This window comes from Nonomuraea sp. NPDC005730 (genome assembly GCF_040630865.1).
Lineage (GTDB): Bacteria > Actinomycetota > Actinomycetes > Streptosporangiales > Streptosporangiaceae > Nonomuraea.
On record NZ_JBEXYK010000079.1, the window covers coordinates 1 to 18872 of the forward strand.

General features: G+C 71.2%; 21 protein-coding genes. 15 read left to right on the forward strand and 6 right to left on the reverse strand.

Annotated elements, in window-relative coordinates:
• Positions 1–158: 158 nt before the first annotated feature.
• Together ABZ444_RS46085 and ABZ444_RS46090 are read left to right on the forward strand one after the other, a co-directional pair.
• The gene (locus ABZ444_RS46085) at positions 159–794 is read left to right on the forward strand and encodes a TetR family transcriptional regulator (RefSeq protein WP_358010617.1); all 636 of its coding nucleotides are present in this window, start codon (positions 159–161) and stop codon (positions 792–794) included.
• Between the two features lie 4 nt (positions 795–798).
• Entirely contained in the window at positions 799–1620 is an 822-nt protein-coding gene (locus tag ABZ444_RS46090) for a class I SAM-dependent methyltransferase (protein WP_358010618.1), read from the forward strand.
• Here ABZ444_RS46090 and ABZ444_RS46095 read toward each other — a convergent pair.
• The 4 genes from ABZ444_RS46095 to ABZ444_RS46110 form a co-directional block, all read right to left on the reverse strand.
• The gene (locus ABZ444_RS46095) at positions 1608–2834 is read right to left on the reverse strand and encodes an acyltransferase (RefSeq protein WP_358010620.1); all 1227 of its coding nucleotides are present in this window, start codon (positions 2832–2834) and stop codon (positions 1608–1610) included. The two genes, ABZ444_RS46090 and ABZ444_RS46095, sit on opposite strands and share 13 nt — an antisense overlap.
• Positions 2835–2916: 82 nt before the next feature.
• Positions 2917–3681, reverse strand: coding sequence for an IclR family transcriptional regulator (locus ABZ444_RS46100; protein ID WP_358010621.1), 765 nt, complete (start codon positions 3679–3681; stop codon positions 2917–2919).
• A complete protein-coding gene (locus tag ABZ444_RS46105; protein ID WP_358010622.1) occupies positions 3678–4535 on the reverse strand; it encodes a sugar phosphate isomerase/epimerase family protein in 858 nt (285 codons plus the stop codon). Before ABZ444_RS46105 ends, ABZ444_RS46100 begins: the two co-directional genes overlap by 4 nt.
• The gene (locus ABZ444_RS46110; protein ID WP_358010623.1) at positions 4532–5572 is read right to left on the reverse strand and encodes an alcohol dehydrogenase catalytic domain-containing protein; all 1041 of its coding nucleotides are present in this window, start codon (positions 5570–5572) and stop codon (positions 4532–4534) included. Before ABZ444_RS46110 ends, ABZ444_RS46105 begins: the two co-directional genes overlap by 4 nt.
• Positions 5573–5965: 393 nt before the next feature.
• On the opposite strand from ABZ444_RS46110, the gene ABZ444_RS46115 reads away from it, so the two are divergent.
• The 6 genes from ABZ444_RS46115 (at position 5966) to ABZ444_RS46140 (ending at position 12185) form a co-directional block, all read left to right on the forward strand.
• Positions 5966–7339: an extracellular solute-binding protein gene (locus ABZ444_RS46115; RefSeq protein ID WP_358010624.1), complete on the forward strand. Its 1374-nt coding sequence runs from the start codon at positions 5966–5968 to the stop codon at positions 7337–7339.
• A gap of 54 nt (positions 7340–7393) precedes the next feature.
• Positions 7394–8323 carry a 3-keto-5-aminohexanoate cleavage protein gene (locus ABZ444_RS46120; RefSeq protein ID WP_358010625.1) on the forward strand — a complete coding sequence of 310 codons (930 nt, stop codon included), beginning with the start codon at positions 7394–7396 and terminating at the stop codon, positions 8321–8323.
• A gap of 86 nt (positions 8324–8409) precedes the next feature.
• On the forward strand, positions 8410–9342 hold the full coding sequence (locus ABZ444_RS46125; protein ID WP_358010626.1) for a sugar ABC transporter permease: 933 nt from the start codon (positions 8410–8412) through the stop codon (positions 9340–9342).
• Positions 9343–9346: 4 nt separating this feature from the next.
• The gene (locus ABZ444_RS46130) at positions 9347–10177 is read left to right on the forward strand and encodes a carbohydrate ABC transporter permease (RefSeq protein WP_357978078.1); all 831 of its coding nucleotides are present in this window, start codon (positions 9347–9349) and stop codon (positions 10175–10177) included.
• 60 nt (positions 10178–10237) lie between these two features.
• Entirely contained in the window at positions 10238–11296 is a 1059-nt protein-coding gene (locus tag ABZ444_RS46135) for a Gfo/Idh/MocA family oxidoreductase (RefSeq protein ID WP_358010627.1), read from the forward strand.
• Positions 11297–11327: 31 nt separating this feature from the next.
• Positions 11328–12185 (forward strand): fumarylacetoacetate hydrolase family protein, encoded by an 858-nt coding sequence (locus ABZ444_RS46140; protein WP_358010628.1) that lies wholly within the window; start codon positions 11328–11330, stop codon positions 12183–12185.
• 79 nt (positions 12186–12264) lie between these two features.
• Here the strand turns inward: ABZ444_RS46140 and ABZ444_RS46145 are convergent, their stop codons facing one another.
• Complete coding sequence (locus ABZ444_RS46145) at positions 12265–12513, reverse strand: heavy metal-associated domain-containing protein (RefSeq protein WP_352360044.1); 249 nt, start codon at positions 12511–12513, stop codon at positions 12265–12267.
• A gap of 149 nt (positions 12514–12662) precedes the next feature.
• Here ABZ444_RS46145 and ABZ444_RS46150 point away from each other — a divergent pair, with 149 nt between their 5' ends.
• From ABZ444_RS46150 to ABZ444_RS46180, 7 genes are all read left to right on the forward strand, one after another.
• Positions 12663–13613 (forward strand): LuxR C-terminal-related transcriptional regulator, encoded by a 951-nt coding sequence (locus tag ABZ444_RS46150; protein ID WP_358010630.1) that lies wholly within the window; start codon positions 12663–12665, stop codon positions 13611–13613.
• 242 nt (positions 13614–13855) lie between these two features.
• A complete protein-coding gene (locus ABZ444_RS46155) occupies positions 13856–15049 on the forward strand; it encodes a cytochrome P450 (protein ID WP_358010631.1) in 1194 nt (397 codons plus the stop codon).
• Between the two features lie 176 nt (positions 15050–15225).
• A complete protein-coding gene (locus ABZ444_RS46160) occupies positions 15226–16002 on the forward strand; it encodes a methyltransferase domain-containing protein (protein ID WP_358010632.1) in 777 nt (258 codons plus the stop codon).
• A 19-nt stretch (positions 16003–16021) separates the two neighbouring features.
• On the forward strand, positions 16022–16840 hold the full coding sequence (locus tag ABZ444_RS46165; protein ID WP_358010633.1) for an alpha/beta hydrolase: 819 nt from the start codon (positions 16022–16024) through the stop codon (positions 16838–16840).
• Positions 16837–17295 (forward strand): HTH domain-containing protein, encoded by a 459-nt coding sequence (locus ABZ444_RS46170; RefSeq protein WP_358010635.1) that lies wholly within the window; start codon positions 16837–16839, stop codon positions 17293–17295. The genes ABZ444_RS46165 and ABZ444_RS46170 overlap by 4 nt, the downstream gene beginning before the upstream one ends.
• A 248-nt stretch (positions 17296–17543) precedes the next feature.
• Positions 17544–17744 (forward strand): hypothetical protein, encoded by a 201-nt coding sequence (locus tag ABZ444_RS46175; RefSeq protein ID WP_358010636.1) that lies wholly within the window; start codon positions 17544–17546, stop codon positions 17742–17744.
• Between the two features lie 166 nt (positions 17745–17910).
• Positions 17911–18255, forward strand: a complete 345-nt coding sequence (locus ABZ444_RS46180) for a hypothetical protein (RefSeq protein ID WP_358010637.1) — start codon at positions 17911–17913, stop codon at positions 18253–18255.
• A gap of 219 nt (positions 18256–18474) precedes the next feature.
• Here the strand turns inward: ABZ444_RS46180 and ABZ444_RS46185 are convergent, their stop codons facing one another.
• Complete coding sequence (locus tag ABZ444_RS46185) at positions 18475–18828, reverse strand: helix-turn-helix domain-containing protein (protein WP_358010638.1); 354 nt, start codon at positions 18826–18828, stop codon at positions 18475–18477.
• Positions 18829–18872 lie beyond the last annotated feature (44 nt).

The window sequence follows — 18872 nt, forward strand, 5'->3', positions numbered from 1 at the left end:
AGACGCTCGACTGGGAAACCCCAGCCGAGCGTCTCGCTATGCTGCTCGCAGCCGCTAATTGATCATGCGTGTTGCGACGACCCCTAAAATTCACCTTCCGGCACGGGGCTTTTCCCTGCCACTTGCCGACCACTGAACATGTGTTTAGTCTACTGAACATGTGTTCAGACCTGACCGCTCAGGCCAAGATCCGCAACGCGGCCATCGCGCACTTCGCCCGTGACGGCTTCGACAGGACCAACCTGCGCGCCGTGGCGGCCACCGCCGGAGTGAGCCCCGCCCTGGTCATCCACCACTTCGGCAGCAAGGAGAAGCTCCGGAGCGCCTGCGACGAGCACGTCCTGGGCATCCTGGTCCGGCGGGCCGGCCGCGCCCGCCCGGGCGGCATGCAGGACCTCTTCCGCGAATACCTGTCCAACCCGGAGGAATACCGCCTCCAGGTGCGGTACATGCTGCGCGCGATCGAGGAGGACACACCCGCCGCGGCCACGTTCGTCGACACGCTGGTGGCGGAGTCCGAACAGGTCCTGCGGGCCGGGATCGCCGACGGCTCGATGCGGCCGTCCTGCGACGTACGGGCGCTGGCGGTGCTGACCGTGCTCAACAGCGTGGCCACGCTGACCATGCCGCCGTCCCTGGCGCGCGCGCTGGGCCACGAGCGGTTCGGCCCCGACGCGCTGCGCCGCCTCGCGCTGCCCACGCTGGAGCTCTACACCCATGGGCTGTTCACCGACGACGCCGCCCTCAAGGCGGCCCGGACCGCCCTGGACGACTCATCACGAGAAGAGGACTGACACGATGGCCATCCCCCTCCCCGACCTCACCCCGCTGGAGAACACGCTCTGGCTCACCCTGGCCGGCAAGGCGCTCGACTACCGGGCCGAGCACCCGATCCTGCGCGACCGGACGACCCACGACCTGGTCAGGAAGCTCGACTACGACACCGCGCAGTTCAAGCTCTCCGCCAGCCCCGTCGTGGGCATCGCCCACCGCTCCCTGGTCATGGACGACATCGTGCGCCGGTTCCTCGCCGCGAATCCCGACGCGGTCGGGCTCGACCTCGGCGCCGGGCTCGACACCCGCGTCCACCGCGTCGACCCGCCGGCCACCGTCGACTGGTACGACGTCGACCTGCCCGGCGTGGCCGAGGCCAGGCGCCTGCTGCTCCCGCAGCGCCCCCACGCCCACATCATCGGCCGCGACCTCAACGACCCCCGCTGGCTGGACGAGGTGCCCGGCGACCGTCCGGCCGTGATCGTCGCCGACGGCCTCATCGGGTTCCTGTCGAAGGAGGAGCTGGCCACCCTCCTCGACCGCCTCATCCGGCACTTCCCCGCGGGCGAGATCTGCTTCAACGGCTACACGAGGTTCCACGTGTGGGCGGCCAGGAAGTACGCCGGCACCCGGTCCGTCGCCCCCTTCCTGAAGTCGCCCGGATTCGACACGCCGCAGGACATCGAGCGCCTGGAGCCCCGGCTGAAGCTGGTGCGCGAGATCTTCCTGACCCGCGAGCCCGAGGTCGCCGGCTACCCGTGGACGACCCGGCTGGCGAGCCGCCTGACCTCCTGGAGCACCTCACTGTCCCGCAAGGGCACCGCCGTCCAGCACTACCGCTTCTGAGGGGCGGGCTCGGCCCGGCGGATCAGCCGTCTGCCCAGCCGCTGCGCCGGCGCCTCCACCCACCGCCACGTCAGCGCGCACAGACCGAGCAGCGCCGCGCACACCGCGACCAGGACCGTCAGACGTGCCGCCGGCGGCACGCCCGACGGCTCCGGCAGGAAGAACTCGACGCTCTCCAGCAGCAGCGGGTGCAGCAGGTAGATCGAGTACGACACCAGCCCCAGCCAGGTCAGACACGACGGCATCGCGCGGCGGCGCAGCGCCATCGCGGCGGCGAAGGTCAGCCAGGCCGCCACGGTCGCCACCTGCGTCCCGAGCTCGGCGCGCGCCGGCCACAACCCCGCCAGCGGGATCAGCGCCACCCAGACGAGGTGCCGGTGACCGAGCAGGCCGGCCTCGACGCGGTAGAGCACGGTGCCGGCGAACATGGTCGCCAGGATGAACAGCCCCTGCCACGGCCCGGGGTAGCTCTGGTTGACCGCCAGCAGCAGCAGGATCGTGCCCGCGACGGCCACGGCGCCCGCCTGCCGGACGCGCCGGCCGCCGCGCAACATCGCGGCCAGCCCGGCGGCCAGCACGGCGGTCACCACGACCACGACCGTGAGCATCCGGGCCGCGCCGCCCGCCGACAGCAGCGTCACGGGCAGCAGCCCGGCGCCGAGCACGGCGGCCGCCGCGAACCCGAGAGCGGCGGCCGTGCTGCGCCGGTGCACGCCGAGGGTGAACATCGCGGTCAGCAGGAGGTAGAAGGCCATCTCGTAGGACAGCGTCCACAGCACGTTGGCCACGTTCGGCGCGTACAGCAGGTTCTGCAGCATGCCGGCGTGTGCCAGGGTCATGGCCAAGGGCCGGGTGTCCCACCAGATGTGCAGGTCGTCCCAGCCGAGCGCCGCGAGCAGCAGCATGCCGGCCACGCACACGGTGAACAGCGGCCACAACCGGAAGAACCGCGAGATCCAGAAGGCCCGCACGCTGCCCCGGCGTTCCAGCGACGCGGGCACGATGTAGCCGCTGACCAGGAAGAACACCAGCACGCCGTACCAGCCGGGATCGAAGACGGCCTTGATCGGCGGCCGCGCCTCCGGCCAGAGCGGTTCGAGCGCGTGCTCGAGGACCACCACCATCGCGGCGAGCCCGCGCAGCGCGTCGAGCCAGGCGAGCCGCCCGGCGTGCGGCGAGGCCGTGCCTTCGACTGCGAGGGGAGCACGAAGCATCCGGACATCGTAGTGAGAAATACCTTTTACAGCTTTAAGATCGTCCAGGCCGCGGCGCGCGCCTGGCCGCGCCCGCCGGGGGTCACAACCCCGACATGGACGCGGCCAGGTATTGCCCGAGCTGCGGGATCCGCGCGTCGGACAGGCGGCTGGACGGGCCGGAGATGCCGGCCGCGCCGATCAGGGATCCGCGGATCCGCACCGGCACCGCGACGCACCGGACGCCGTCGAAGGTCTCGTCCCTGTCGACCGCGTAGCGAGCCTCGCGCGACTCCTCCACCCGGCGCCGCAACTCGATGGGTCCCCTGGCGGCGTTCTCCGTGCCGCCCGCGTAGGACAGGCGGGCCAGGTGGGTGTCGAGGGCCTCGGGATCGAGGGCCGACAGGTAGGCCTTCCCCAGCGCCGAGCAGTGCATCGGCCGGATCGTCCCTAACTGTTCGGAGACGGCCACCACGTGCCGGGTGGGGAAGAACGCGAGGTAGACCATCGTGTCCTTGGCCGGCACCGCCAGGATCGTCGCGTCGCCGCACTCGTCGCGGATCGAGGCCAGCACCGGGTCGATGATCTGGCTCCAGTCGGTCTCCGGCGCCTGGATGAGCCCGTAGAACTTGGCCGGGACGATCGTGTAGCGCTTGGTCGCCTCGTTGCGGGCCACGTACCCCGTGGCGACCAGCTCGGCGAGCAGCCGCAGGGCGGTGCTGCGGTTGACGTCGAGCTCGCGGGCGAGCTCGGCGGCGGTGAGCGGATCTGCGGAGAGGAGCTCCAGCGCCCGCAGCGCGCGCTGTATGGGAGAGGCGGTACGGCCGTCGGAGAGGTCGTTCGTACCGGGGCTCTGGTTCGTCGTCATGACAAGGATTGTCCGCCGTTCAGGCCGAAGAGGTGATCAACTGCTTCGCGGTTGGCCCTGAAGGATCTCTCGGCCTGGTCCTCCCAGCCGAAGACCTGCACGGTGAGGATGCCGTCGAACTCGACCGACTCCAGCGCCCCGCGCACCTCGGCCCAGTCGATCTCGCCGCGGCCGAGGTCGAAGTGCTGGTGGATCCGGCACGGGACGCCCGGCGGGTTGACGATGGTGCGGCCGGGCCGGAAGGTGTCGGCGACGTGGACGTGGTCGAACCAGCCGCGGGCGTACTCCACCTGCTCGGTGGTGCTGCCCTGGAGATGGTAGGCGTGCGGCACGCAGTGCAGGTAGCGCAGCCGCGGGCTGCCGATCTCCTTGAGCAGGTCCACGGCGCCGGCGGTGGTCTCGATGAAGTCCCACGGGTGCGGCTCGACGACGAGCTCGACGTCCTCGCGGTCGAGCACGGGAAGCAGGTCCTCGATCGAGCGCAGGAACGCCTTGCGGCAGGCGTCGGGCTGGTCCGGGTGGCCGGACAGCTCGGTGTTGATCCGCCGGCAGCCGAGCTCCACGGCGGCCGCGACGCCGTCCCGCCACCACGCGACGGCCTGCTTGCGGACGTCCTCGTCGGGGCTGGACCACGCCTGGATCACGGCGACCGAGACGATCTCGACGCCGGAGGCGTCCGCCGCGTCGCGGAAGCCGCGCAACTCCGCCGCCGAGGCGTGCATGGGGCCGAACGCCGGGATGAAGTCGTCACGGTTGCCCATCTCCAGATGGCGGTAACCGGCCTCGGCCGCCGCGCGGGCGGCGAGCTCGACCGGTCTGCCCTGGAGCATCGCCGGGTCAAGAGCGATCTTCATGCCACTTCTTCCTTCCAGACACTGTCAGGGACGATGACCGCCTTGCCGGGGACCTGCCGGGCGCGAAGCGCGTCGAGCGCGTCGTTCACCCCGGACAGCGGCCACCGGGCGGTCGGTGAGAGCCGGATCTTCCCGGCCGCGGCCAGCGCGACGATCGACTCCAGGTCCTCGCGGCGGCCCGACCGGATGCCCCGGATGTGGGCCTCCTTGCGCGCGACGACGGCGAAGTCCACGTCCGGGACGCGAGCGTACCCGGCCAGCAGGTACGTGCCGTGCGGGTTGAGTGCGTCCAGGCCCGGCGCCATGACGGCGGGCACGCCCGTGCAGTCGATGACGGCGTCGACGGGCACGCCGGCCTCCTCGACCGAGGCGACGACGTCGTGGCCGACGGCCTGGAGCGCCCGGCGGCGCAACGAGCCGGGCTCGACCACCTGGACGGGCACGCCGCGCACGCGCAGCAGCTCGGCGCACAGGTGACCGATGGGCCCCGCGCCGAGGACGAGCACCCGGCCCGGATCGCGCTCCAGCGCCACCCGGACGCTGTTGGCGGCGGTCGCCCCGCCGTCGACCAGCGAGGCGGCGTCCTCCCACGACAACCGCGACGGCACCTCGACGAGCTGGGCCGCCCGTACGCGCAGGTGGTCGGCGTAGCCGCCCCAGGCGCCGAGCACGCCGGTGATCGACACCAGCTCCGGGCACAGCCGCTCGTCGCCGGCCCGGCACGCCGCGCACGAGCCCTCGCCGGTGAACAGGGTGATGGTGGCCCGGCGGCCGAGCCACTCCTGGGCTCCGGCGCCGGCCGCCACGACGACCCCGACCGGCTCGTGGCCGAGCACGAAGGGCGTCTCGGGCCGGTAGGAGTGCCCGGCCAGGACGTGCAGGTCGGTGCCGCAGATGCCGCAGGCGTGCACACGCAGGACGACCTCGTCGTCGGTCCCGGGCACCGGACACGGCACGCGCGTGACCTCAAGCCGTTCGCTCGGGATCGAGGTGACCACGGCGGCCTGCATGGTCGCCGTGGCTGACGTTGCTCCCACTGGTCGCCTTCTTCCGGGGGGCAGGTTCGGTGTGCACAACAGCATCCACAAGTGTTGCGAGACATGCAACCCCTTGACGTCTCACGCAACACATTGTTCGCATCCACTGAGCAGTGAATTGCCAGGAAACATGCGGGTCACGGGGGTTGACATGCCTTGAATGTCCGCCATAGCGTCGGGCACCACTAACGTCCCTTGGTGCAACACAGTTCGTCTGACGCAACACCCCGCTACTGATCACAGCGAGAGGTCGAGCCCCCAACGGCCGCCCGCAGGTGCTCTTCGTCGCCGACCTTGTGGATCGAGACTTCAGGACGCGAGGAGTCACCGCCATCGAAATCCCTCCGAGAACCCCCGACCGGAGGCTTCATGGCTCATTTCAAGGAGGACAGGATGCTCCGACACCATCGCTCCGCACGAGCTCTGACCGCTGTCGCCACCGCCGCCGCCATCGGCGCCACAGGCTGCGCCGGCTCCACGATCACCACGAAGCCGGCCGCCGCGCCGACGGACGTGGGCACGTCGTGCGCCAAGTACGGCACCGTCAAGCTCACCGTCGGCATGTCGGAGGCCGGCGAGGCCATCGCCAACGGCTTCAAGGAGCAGGTGAAGTCCTTCCAGGCGGCCAACAAGAACGTGACGGTCGACCTGCAGATCAAGGACTGGGCCTCCTCCGCCAGCACCATCAAGCTGGTGATGTCCGGCAACAACCCGCCCGACGTCATGCAGGGCAACTCCGGCTGGGCCATCAACGGCGCCCTGTGGAAGGCGGGCCTGCTGCTGAACCTGGACCCGTACGCCAAGGCGTTCGGGTGGGCCGAGAAGTTCCCCGAATCGGCGCTGACGGTCAACAGGTTCACCGCCGACGGCAAGGCTTTGGGCGAGGGCAACCTCGTCGCCGTCCCGCCCGCCATCCAGTACGTCGGCGTGTTCTACAACAAGGCCGTCCTGGGCAAGCTCGGCATCGACCCGGCCACCCTCGACGACAAGGCGGCCTTCCTCCAGGCGCTGGACAAGGCCAAGGCGGCCGGCGTCACCCCCGTCCTGCTCGGCGACTCGGAGAAGTGGCCGGCGCTGCACAACCTGTCGCTGTTCAACGGCTGGTACGTCGCGCCCGACACGATCAACAACTGGGTCTACAACAAGCCCGGCAGCACCTACGACGACGACGGCCACCTGAAGGGCTCGACCGACTTCCGCACCTGGATGGAGAAGGGCTACTTCAACTCCGACGCGCTGGCGACCAGCTTCACCGACGCCACCAACCGCTTCGGCAAGGGACAGTCCGCCTTCTTCGTCACCGGCTCCTGGGCCCTCGGCGACGTCGGCAAGGCCCTGGGCGACGACGCCGGCTTCATGCTCTTCCCCGCCGGTGACAGCGGCAAGCACGCGGCCGTCGGCGGCTACAGCCTGCCCTTCAGCATCTCGGCCAAGACCAAGTACCCCGACTGCGCGGCGGCGTTCATCGACTACGTGACCGCCGGCGAGGAGGCCGTCGCGGCCCAGATCGCGGCCGGCCGTCCCTCGGCGACCAAGGCGGGCGTCAACGCCAGGATCGACGACCCGCTGCTCAAGCAGATGGTCGACGCCTACGAGCGGCTGTCCTCCGAGAACGGCCTGTTCACCTGGGAGGACTGGCCCACCCCGACGATGCTGACCTTCCAGGGCGCCGAGGCCCAGCGGCTGCTGTCGGGCGAGGTCACGCCCAAGCAGTACAACGAGTCGGTCCAGAAGAACTGGGCCGACTACATGAAGACCCGTTCCTGACCTGGCGGGCGGCGCACGAGACGCCCCCCGTCCCCCCTGTGAGAAAGGCCATTCGTGGACAAGGTAGTCATCACCGTAACCGTCGACTGTTCCATGTCGTATCCCGGCTTCAAGGGCATGCCGAGGATCGACGACGTGCCCGCCGTCGCCGGTGAGTACGTACGGGCGATCGACTCCGGCGCGTCGCTCGTCCACCACCACGGCGTGCACTACCTGGAGGACTCGATCCAGGAGGACGGCCGCCAGCTCTCCCGCACCGACTACGACGGCTGGGCCGACCTGACCGACCGCATCCGCGCCGAGCGCGACTCGATCATCCAGTTCGGCATCGCCAGCGCCCGGCTGGAGGAGAAGGTCGCGCTCATGAAGCTGCGCCCGGACATGATGTCCTACGCCTTCAACGTGCACGACGAGTACTTCCGGCCCGACCCGGCCTACCCCGCCAACGAGCAGTACGCCATCCACACCCGCCCCGAGCTGGAGGCGTTCTGCAAGGCGGCCAAGGAGCACGGCGTCAAGCCCGAGGTCGAGTCCTTCTACACCGGCGCGTTCTGGAACCTGGAGTTCATCCGCGACCAGGGCCTGCTCGACGACCCGGTCTGGACGACCCTGTTCCTGGGCTGGCCCGGCGGCGCGTGGACGCCCCCCACCGAGGACTCGCTGCTGTACCTGGTCAGGCACCTGCCGCCGCGGGTCAACTGGAACGTCAGCGTGATGAACCCGAAGATGCAGTGGCGCCTGCTGGCCATGGCCATGAGCCTGGGCGGCCACGTACGGGTCGGCTGGGAGGACAACCCGTACCTGCCGGACGGATCGCCGTCGCGCTCCAACGCCGAGCTCGTCGACGAGATCGTCAAGATCGCGCACCTCATGGGCCGCGAGGTGGCGACCCCCGACGAGGCCCGCGAGATCATCGGCCTGCCCGCGCGGCAGGGCGGTGCCCAGCCTGCGCCCGCGGCCGCGGCCGCGGGCCAGAGCGCCTAGGAATCCGTCAGGACACGCCGGCGCCCCGGTGCGGTGCGGGAGACCGCGCCGCACCGGGCGCGCCACGTAGGGAAGTGGATCGCACCATGGCCGTCACGGTCACCACAGACGCCGGCCCGGCGACGCCCGCCGGCAGGCGACCTCGCCGGGGAGTCCGGCGGGGCGAGGTCCGCGGGATGCCGTACCTGCTCATCCTGCCCGGATTCATCTTCTACGCGCTGTTCGTCCTCGTGCCCATCGCCGACACGGTCCGCCTGTCGTTCCTCGAATGGGACGGGCTCTCCCCGCAGACGTGGGTCGGGTTCGACAACTACCTCCAGGTGCTGACCGATCCGAACACCTGGACCTCGTTGCGGGTCTCGCTCGTCTTCGTCGTCTTCGGCTGCGTGCTGCCGGTGACGCTCGCCCTGCTGCTCGTCGGCATCATCGCGCGGACCAGGATCCACGGGCTGAGCTTCTTCCGGTTCGTGTTCTTCCTGCCGTACACGATCGCCCTGGCGGTCGTCGCGATCGCCTGGCGCTGGCTCTACTCGCTGGACGGCTCGCTCAACGCGATCATCGAGGCCGTCTTCGGTCCCGACCTGGTGCGGCCGTTCCTCGGCGACGCCGGCCTGGCGCTGCCCGCCCTGGGCATCGTCGCGTTGTGGGCGACGTTCGGCTTCGTCGTGGTCATGCTGCTGTCCGGCACGCAGCACATCCCGAAGGAGCTGTACGAGGCCGCGCGCATCGACGGCGCGGGGCCGGTGCGCGAGTTCTTCACCGTGACCCTGCCCGGGATCCGCCACGAGCTGCGCGTGTCGCTGGTGATGACCCTCACCCTGTCGCTGCGCATCTTCGACCTGCCCCTGATGGCGACGCAGGGCGGCCCCGGCTACGCCACCACCACGCCGTCGCTGATGATGTACCGCGACGTCTTCGTCAACGGGCAGATCGGTCCGGGAGCGGCCATCGCCGTGCTCCTCACCCTGGTCATCTTCATCGGCGTCGGCCTGGTCAACCGGCTCGTCAGATCGGAATAACACGATGGTCTCCCGCCGCAGCAACACCATGTCCTACGTGGTCCTGCTCCTGTTCGCGGCCTTCGCGATCTACCCCTTCATCTCCACGACGCTCGTCGCCTTCAACCCGCCGGACGCGTCCGTGAGCGGGCTGGCCTGGCCGAGCCGGTGGTCTCTGGACAGCTTCGTCAGCGCCTGGGACAACCCGGACGCCGGCATCGGGCGCTCGCTGCTCAACAGCGTCCTGCTGTCCGGGGTGGTGGTGAGCGTGTCGGTCTTCTTCTCGATCCTGACCGGCTACGCGTTCGGGACGATGCGGTTCCGCGGCTCGTCGCTGCTGTTCCCGCTGTTCGTCCTCGGGCTGATCGTGCCGTACGAGGCGACCGTCATCCCGCTCTACTACCAGTTCAGGGCCTTCGACCTCATCGACACCTACTGGTCGATGATGCTGCCGTGCATCGGCGGCTCGATGGCCTTCGGCACGTACTGGATGACGTCGTTCTTCAAGTCCTTCCCCCGCGAGCTGCTGGAGGCGGCGCGGACGGACGGGTCGAACCGGTGGCAGACGCTGTGGCGGGTGGTCGTGCCCACGGCCAGCTCGCCGATCTTCGCCCTGGCCACCATCCTGTTCATCTGGACCTGGAACAACCTGCTGCTCGCGGTCGTGATGATCTCCCAGCCCGAGCTGCGCATGGTGCCCGCCGCGCTCAACTTCTTCGTCGGCCTGCAGTACGGCAGCAACTACCAGATCACCTGCGCCGCCGCGATCATGGTCGCGCTGCCGGTGATGATCGTCTACTACCTCCTCCAGCGCCGGTACGGCGCCGACGTGCTCGCCGGCTCGCTCAAGGGCTGAGGCCCGCGGCGCCGGCCGCCACCAATCATTCATTCGCCACATCCTGTACAGGAGAATCACATGTCAGTGTCGAAGCCGGGTGTCGGCATCGCAGGTCTCGGGCTGATCTCGAAGACGCACGCGGCGGCCTACCAGCGCATGTCCGACGTGGTCGACCTGGTGGCCGGCTGCGACGTCGACCCCAGGGCGGCGTCGGCCTTCACCGCCGAGTTCGGCGCCAAGACCTACACCGACCTCCAGGACCTGATCGACGACCCGCGGGTCGACGTGGTGGACCTGATCCTCCCCCACCACCTGCACCACGACGCCGCGATGGCGGTGCTGGACGCCGGCAAGCACCTGATCCTGGAGAAGCCCGTCGCGCCGACGTACGAGCAGTCGGTGGCCATCCAGCGCCGGGCGGCCGAGGCCGGCGTGCACTTCATGGTCGCGGAGAACAGCCGTTACATCGCGGCCTACCAGGCCGTGCACCGGCTCCTGAGCGAGGGCGCCATCGGCGAGGTCATCCACGCCAGGACGTACCTGCGCTCCAACGAGAAGGCCCACCTGTCGATGCCCGGCTACTGGCGGACCCAGTACAAGCTCGGCGGCGGCCTGGTCATGGACACCGGCGCCCACTCGTTCTACCTGCTCAAGTGGCTGCTCGGCGAGTTCGAGGAGCTGACCGGCGTCTCCAGGAAGGTGTTCCCGCTCGACAACGAGATCGAGGACACCGCCGAGGTGTACGGCCGCATGCGCAGCGGCGCCCACTTCTCCTGCGGCTTCACCTCCGTGTCGGAGGTCCCCCACAGCGAGCGCCTGGAGCTCTACGGCACCGAAGGGGGCATCCTGGTGGACCAGATGTCCGACCCGGTGGTCAAGATCTTCCGCGGGCAGCACGACTACCAGGGCGAGGCGGTCACCGGCGTGCCCTTCGGCCCCGACGCCTGGCACCCCGGCGGCTGGCACTACGAGTCGGTGATCACCGAGGTCACCGACTACGTGCGCGCCCTGGTGGAGGGACGCCCGCCGCTGATCGACTCCGGCGACACCGTGTACGCCATGCGCGTCGTCGAGGCCGCCTACGAATCCATCCAGTCCGGGAAGACCGTCACCGTCCCGGCCGGCGCGCAGCTCTGATCCGCCCCGACAGCAGAATCTGGACCTCCCCATGAGACTCATGCGCATCGGCGCCGCCGGCGCCGAACGTCCGGTCGTCGCGATCGACGACGAGACCTACATCGACGTGTCCGACGTGGTCACCGACTTCGACGGAGCCTTCTTCGCCGCCGGACCGGACACGCTCGCCGCGACCGTCGCCGACCGGGTGGCCGCGGGCGCGGCCCGCCGCTTCGCCGGTGAACGCGTCGGCGCGCCGATCGCCCGTCCGCACCAGATCCTGTGCGTCGGCCTCAACTACGCCGACCACGCCGCCGAGTCGGGCCAGGAACCGCCGGCCGAGCCGATCGTGTTCACCAAGGCGCCGAACACGCTGGTCGGGCCCGACGACGACGTGCACATCCCGCGCGGCTCCTCGGCCACCGACTGGGAGGTGGAGCTCGGCGTCGTCATCGGCACCCGGGCCCACTACCTGCAGAGCGACGACGAGGCACGCGCCGCGATCGCCGGATACGTGCTCGTCAACGACGTCAGCGAGCGCGACTTCCAGCTGCGCCACGGCGGGCAGTGGGTCAAGGGCAAGTCGGCCCCGACGTTCAACCCGTGCGGTCCCTGGCTGGTCACGCCGGACGAGCTGGGCGAGGTGAACGACCTGGGCATGTGGCTCGACGTCAACGGGCAGCGCCGCCAGACCGGCTCGACGGCCCACATGTTGTTCGACCCCGTCTTCGTCGTGCGCTACCTGAGCCGGTTCATGGCGCTCGAACCCGGCGACCTGATCAACACCGGCACGCCCGCGGGCGTCGGCATGGGCTTCGACCCGCCGGTCTACCTGCGGCCGGGCGACCGGATGGAGCTCGGCATCGACGGCCTGGGCCGCCAGAGGCAGTCGGTCGTGGCCGCCCCCTGACCGGCCGGCGCGGCCCGCCCCCGCACCATCCGGGCGGGCCGCCCCGCACGGCGCGGGGCGGGGCGGGGCGGGGCGGCGCCTAGGAACGCCAGCCGGGCAACCGGTCGGTCTCGCAGCCGGCGTCCTCGATCGCCGCCACGATGAAACTCTCCTCGACCGGCCCCTCGGTGAGCACGCTCACCCGGCCGGCCGCCAGGTTCACGTCCACGCCCACCACCCCCGGGATCAGGGCCAGCTCCCGCTTCACCGCCTCCACGCACGTGGCACAGCTCCCGGTGTTCAGGTCGGGGATGCCATAGGTGACGAGGCTGTGGACAAGGGTGATCATAAAGTCCTCCGAAGTGCCGTACAGGGGTTGGGTATGGGGTCCGTTTCACCACGCCGTACCCTTTTCTGAGCTTGCCGCACGACGAGCGGCGACGACAGGGATGACGACTTCCCCTTCCCGCCATGGCGGGAAGCGGACAGGAGAGGTACGTGAGCGACGAGGCCACCGCCAGGCGGGTGTACACACGCATGCGCCGGCACCGGGAGTCGTTCGGCGCGGCCGCCGCCGGGCTGGGGCTGCGCGGCGCCGAGGTCGAGCGGACACGCGACCGGCTGACCAGGCTCGGCCTGCTCAACCCCGGTGCCGAGATCGCCGTCGACGCGATGGCGGCGCTGAGCCGCATGCTGCTCGGCGGCGAGGAGCTGCTCGGGATGCTCGCCGAGCAGCGGGCGGCTTCCAGGGAGCTCACCGAGCACTACCTGCGACTGGACGGCGACCCCCAGGACGCCCACGTCGAGTTCTTCCCCCGGTCCAACGTGGAGGCCCTGCGCGTGAAGCTGCGGGCGGCGACGGAACGGGCCCGCGAGGAGGTCATGGGCATGCACATGCCGCACGCCTGGGAGCCGGAACGGCTGCGGGACTCCCGCGCCGAGGACGTGCGCGCGGTGGCCCGCGGCGTGCGGGTGCGCATCATGCACGCCCAGAGCCAGCTGGCCCAGCCGGCGATGCGCGAGCACGTCCAGGGCATGCTGGAGGGCGGGGTCGAGGTGCGCACCATGCCGTTCGTCCCGGTACGGCTGATCATGCTGGACCGCGAGCTGGCCGTGGTCGAGGTGATGCCCGGCGACCTCATGGCGGGCGCGATGCTCATCGAGGGCCGCGGGCTGGTCGCCTCCTACGCCGCCCTGTTCGACTACTGCTGGATGACCGCCTCCGAACCGGGCGACGTCCCCAGGGCGGCCGACGGCGAAGAGCTCAACGAGCAGCAGCGCGCGGTGCTGCGCCTGCTGGCCACGGGCGCCAAGGACGACGCCATCGCCCGCGCCCTGGGCGTCTCGAACCGCACGGTGACCAGGGTCGTGGCCGAGCTGACCGCCCAGCTCGGCGCCGACAGCCGCTTCCAGGCAGGCGTCCGCGCCGCCAAGCTCGGCTGGATCTGAGCCGGGGAAGCCCCCGCCCGATCCGGGGACGACGGGTCCGGCACGCCGGTGACATTGGTCAATGTGATCACGCTGATCCCATTGATCACTTGGCCACCGGCGTGCCGGGGCACGGCCTGTACACTGCCGCTGTTCCTGGTTTTCGTGGCGCCCGGCACGGCCGGGCGACACCGTTCTCCTGGGGGGCGCACCTGCGCCGCCTGCGTGTACACCCGATTCACGGATGGCATGGGGCAGGTGGGATGACGACGGTCGGAGAACCGGATCGGGTCGTGCCCGAGCAGGGGCGGCCGTGGCCGCACGGCGCGGCGCGGCACTACCGTCGTGATCCGCTGGGGTTCGTGGAGCGGGCGGCGCGCGAGCGCGGGCCGGTGTTCCGCCTGCCCGACGACGCGTCGCTGTGCGTGGCCGACCCCGACCAGGCCCTGCGGATCCTGCACGACGAGGCGGGCGACTACGACGACGTGTCCGGTTTCTTCCACGTCGGCGGCGGGCTGCTCGGGCCGCGGGCGACGCAGGTGGCGATCGGCCGGGCGGCCCGCACGACGCTGCGCGCCCACGTGGCCGCCCGTCGCGAGCGGCTGCCCGCCGTCGTGGCGGAGCTGGGCGAGGTCAGCGAGTGGCCGTCGGCCGGGCGGGCCGCCGTGCACCGGTTCCTGGCCGACGCCCTGCTGCGGCCGGACAGCCCGCCCGCCCTGCGGGAGCTGATGGCGCACGTCGTGCGGCGCGAGGTGCTGATCCGTCCGGCCGGCCGGCTCGCACGGTTGTCGCGGCGCGCCCTGTGGGCCCGCGTGGTACGGACGATCGCCGCCGAGGCGCGCGCCCGGCGGGACGAGCCGGCGGACGAGGCGCGGCCCGGCGACCTGCTGGACGCCGTGCTGAGCGCAACCTCGCCCGAGACGCCCGCGGACCACGTGGCGCAGGTGTACCTGCTGCTCTTCCGCACCTCGGTCGCGCCGGTGGGCCATGCGGTGGCCTGGGCGCTGCTGTCGGCGGCGGCCCACGGCGTCGACCTGGCCGCCGTGCCGCCCGAGTCGGCCGTACGCGAGTCGCTGCGGCTGTGGCCGGTGGCCTGGCTGCTCGGCCGCCCGGTACGCCAGGCCCACGAGGTCGGCGGCGTGCCGCTGGAGCCGGGCGACAGCGTGTCCGTCTGCCCCTACCTGCTCCACCGCGACGAGCGGCACTGGCCGGGGGCCACCACGTTCCGGCCCGGCCGCTGGGACGGCCCCGAGCCGCGCGGGCCCTACCTGCCCTTCGGCGGCGGCCCGTTCACCTGCGCGGGAGCGGGCGTCGCCCAGGCGCTGGCCACCGACCTGCTCGCCGCCCTGACCGACGCCGCCCGCCTGGAGGTGCGCGGCGGCACCGGGCGGCCCCACGTCGAGGGCATCATCACGCCTCCGACCTTCCAGCTGCGCCGTACGGCGCGCCAGACCTGACCACCAGCGGTTCGTCGAGGAAGGAGGTGATCCCCCATGAGGAAGCTGCTGCGCCGCGTCACCGGCCGCCGGGTCAACCGGCAGGCCTGGTACATCTGGTAATCGAGTTCGAGCGACCGCGCCGGGCCGAGGGCCCGGCGCGGTCACCCGGCCCGCCGGCCGTTCAGGAGGCACGCATGTCGCATGTCGAGGAGACCCTGGCGGCCTACGAAGGCGTCGCCGCCCGCTACGACGAGCTGAACGCGCAGATGGACACCGAGGCGCTGGTGGACCGCTTCACCGAGGCGGTGGAGCGGCACGGCGACGGGGGGCGGCGGCTGCTGGACGCCGGTTGCGGCACCGGCCGCAGCAGCACGGCCTTCAAGAAACGCGGTTTCGACGTGACCGGCTACGACCTGTCCCCGGCGATGGTGGCGACCGCGCGGCGGCGGCCGGGTGCCGATGACATCCCTTTCCTGGTCGGATCACTCCTGCGGCCGCCGCCGGAGCTGTCCGGCTTCGACGTGGTCGCCTGCGTGGACGTGCCCCTGACGTACCTGACGAGCGCCGGCCAGTTGCGGCAGGCGCTGGCGGCGGCGCGCGACCGGCTGGCCGCGGGCGGGCTGGTGGTCTTCGACCTGAACACCATCGGCTACTACCGGCGCACGTTCGGCGTACCGGTGGTCGCCGACCGCGGTGACCGGTACGTGGCCTGGTTCGCGCACTCGCCGCGGATCGAGGCCGACGAGGTGGTGATCACCCAGTTCGACCTGTTCGAACGGGCCGGCGCGGGCTGGGAGCGGCTGTCGATGCGGCACGTGCAGCGCCACCACTCCGACCGCACGGTACGCCGGGCCGCGGAGCTGGCCGGGTTGCGCGTGGTGGCCGCCCACGGGCTGGTGGGCACCTCGGTGCGCGATCCGGCCGACGAGGAGGCCCACGACCGGATCCTGTACGTCGCCCGTTCCGCCTGAGGTTCGCTATATTCAGAATATGGTGAATCTACCGTCCGTCCTTTCCCTGCGGGGTTGCGACCTGCGTTACGCCGACAGCGGGGGTGGCGGCGTGCCGGTGGTGTTCTCGCACGGCGCCGGGGCCGACCACGTGATGTTCGACGCCCAGGCCCGGCACCTGCGGGCCCGGGGGTACCGCGTGGTCACCTGGGACCTGCGCGGCCACGGCCTCTCCCGCCCGGCCGGCGTGCGCTTCACCGCCGAGCAGGCGATCGCCGACCTGTGCGCGCTGGTCGAGCACCTGGCGCTGGACCGGCCGGTGCTCGTGGGGCAGTCCCTCGGCGGCAACCTCAGCCAGGCCGTCGTACGGCGGCATCCCGGCCTCGCCCGCGCCCTGGTCGTCATCGACGCCACGCCGAACACGGCGCCGTTGTCCTGGCGGGACCGCCTGCTGCTGCGGGCGGCCGCGCCGATGCTGACGATGATCCCCGCCGGCAGGCTGCCGCGGCTGATGGCCGACGCCTCCGCGACCACCCCGGCCGCCAGGGACGACGCCCGGCGGGCCTTCGGCCGGCTGCCGAAGAAGGAGTTCGTGCAGGTGTGGCGGGCCACCGTCGAGTTCCTCTCGCCCGACCCCGGCTACCGCACGCCGGTGCCCCTGTGCCTGATCCGCGGCGAGCGGGACACCACCGGCAACATCGCCTCGGCCATGCCCGGCTGGGCCCGCGCCGAAGGCGTCGAGGAGGTCGTCGTCCCCGGCGCGGGCCACATCGCCAACCAGGACGACCCGCAGGCGGTCAACGAGGCGATCGACGCGTTCCTGTGCACGCTCCCGGCGCCGGGGCAGGCGCGGCGATGAGCGCGCGGCACACGTTCGTCACCTCGGTGGGCGACCTGCTGGCCTCGTGGAACCTGCCGCACGCGACCGGGCGCGTCTACGGGCTGCTGCTCCTCACCGAGGAGCCGATCTCGCTCGACACCATCGCCGCCGAGCTGGAGCTGAGCAAGGGGGCGGTGAGCACCGCGGTACGGCAGCTCGACTCCTGGGGGCTGGCCAGGGTGATCCCGCAGCCCGGCAGCCGGCGGCTCCTGGTGGAGGCCACCGGGGGGATCGAGTCGCTGCTGGAGGCCAGCCAGGCGCGGGCCAGGACCCTGATCGCCGCCCTGCGCGAGGGCGAGGCCCTGGTGCACCCCGGGCCCGCGCAGGAGCGACTGCAGGACGTGATCGGGTTGTTCGCCGGTTATGTCGACGTCGGCGGCCAGATGCTGGCCCGACACCGGGAGCGACGCCCCGGCCCCGACACCGCCGGGTAGCGTCTGCCCCGCGTAGTCGATCAGGGGCTCGGCGGTGGGACTGCCGGACCGGGTTCGCACATGTCCGCCGCCCGGCAAATGTGATGTCCACCGCGAACCTGTTCGGGCCGCCCCCGTTCTGCCAGTAGGGGACCGCCGCCAGCGCCATTCCGAGCCAGAGGATCGAACGCGCTCTGAGCGCGAGGCGCTGACGGTTGGGGCCGAGGTCGCTGGTGACGACCCGGCCGCCGGTGTCATACCGTCACATCATGGACGAGCACCGCCAGAGCATCCCCGACGTTCTCCGCCCCGTACGGGAGGCCGCCGCGGCCCTGGGCGAAGACCTCACCGACCTGGGCGACGCGCTGCGGGCGTTGCGGCGGGTCGAGGTGGAGGTGGAACTGGCGACCGACCTGCTGATGCGGCAGTCCAACGCGAAGGCGAACCAGGCCCGTCAAGAGACATCCTGACCGGCCCGGCAGCGGCCATCGGCGCGTTCTCCCCACGCCTCCTGCCGGAACACCGGCGACGGCGCCGCTGCCTTCGCCCATCGACCTGCACTCCGTCGAGAGCGGCGCCGCGACTCTGAGTCGCAGGGAAAGATGATCCGCGACCCGGTGCGCACGTCCGGCGACGATGGCGGTGGAGCAGCACGTCAGGGCCGCCGCGGTCGCCCGGAGCTACCTGAACCTGCCCGCCCGCGCCGAGCGCGACATGGACGTCGAGTTCGTCACGCGAGACGAGATGGCGACCCGGCCGGCCCGGCGCATCATGGAACTGAGCGAACAGGCCGGGCACGAGATCCTCAGCATGCATCCGGTCACCGACTGGACGCCCGCGTCGCTGACCGAGGGCCTGGAGAGATCCGAGCGCGCGCTCGCCAGAGGGGTGCGGGTACGCGCCCCGCACGCAAGGACTCGGCGACCGCCCGCGCGCTGGGAGTCTCCATCCGGACGGTCACGCGGGTGGCGGGCGAAGTGAGCACACTGCTCGGCGCCACCAGCCGTTTTCAGGCAAGTGTCCGCGCGACCCGGCTGGGCCGGCTCGACTTGCGCAGCCGGGTCAGCCGGCCGAGGACACTGGCGCCGCGCGCGACCTGTCCAATACGTGTTGAACTGCGACTTCGCGTGGAGCTGTTCAGGTCTTCCCGCCGGCGAGAATGCCCCAAGGCGGGCAGTCGGAGCGTCCATCCGCGCCAGTTCACCCCACCTGGTCCCACGGAATGGCCTCGATGCGCTTGATGTGCTCCTCGCCCCACTCCCCGAGCGACGCCATCGCGGTGTTCAGTGAATGGCCGAACTCGGTGAGCGAGTACTCCACCTTCGGCGGGACCTGGTGATAGACCTCACGATGCAGCAGCCCGGTGGTCGCCATCTCCCGCAACTGCAGGATCAGCACCCGCTCGCTGATGCCGGGCACCGCGCGCCGCAACTCCCCGAAGCGTAGGGGACCATCCTGGAGCGCGAACAGGATCAGTCCCTTCCACTTGCCCCCCATGACGGCGATGGCAGCGTCGAGACCGCAGGTGAACGCGCGCTTCTTCGTCTCCTTCACCGGCCCATACTCACACTTAGGTCAGTACCCGGCAAAAATGTCGG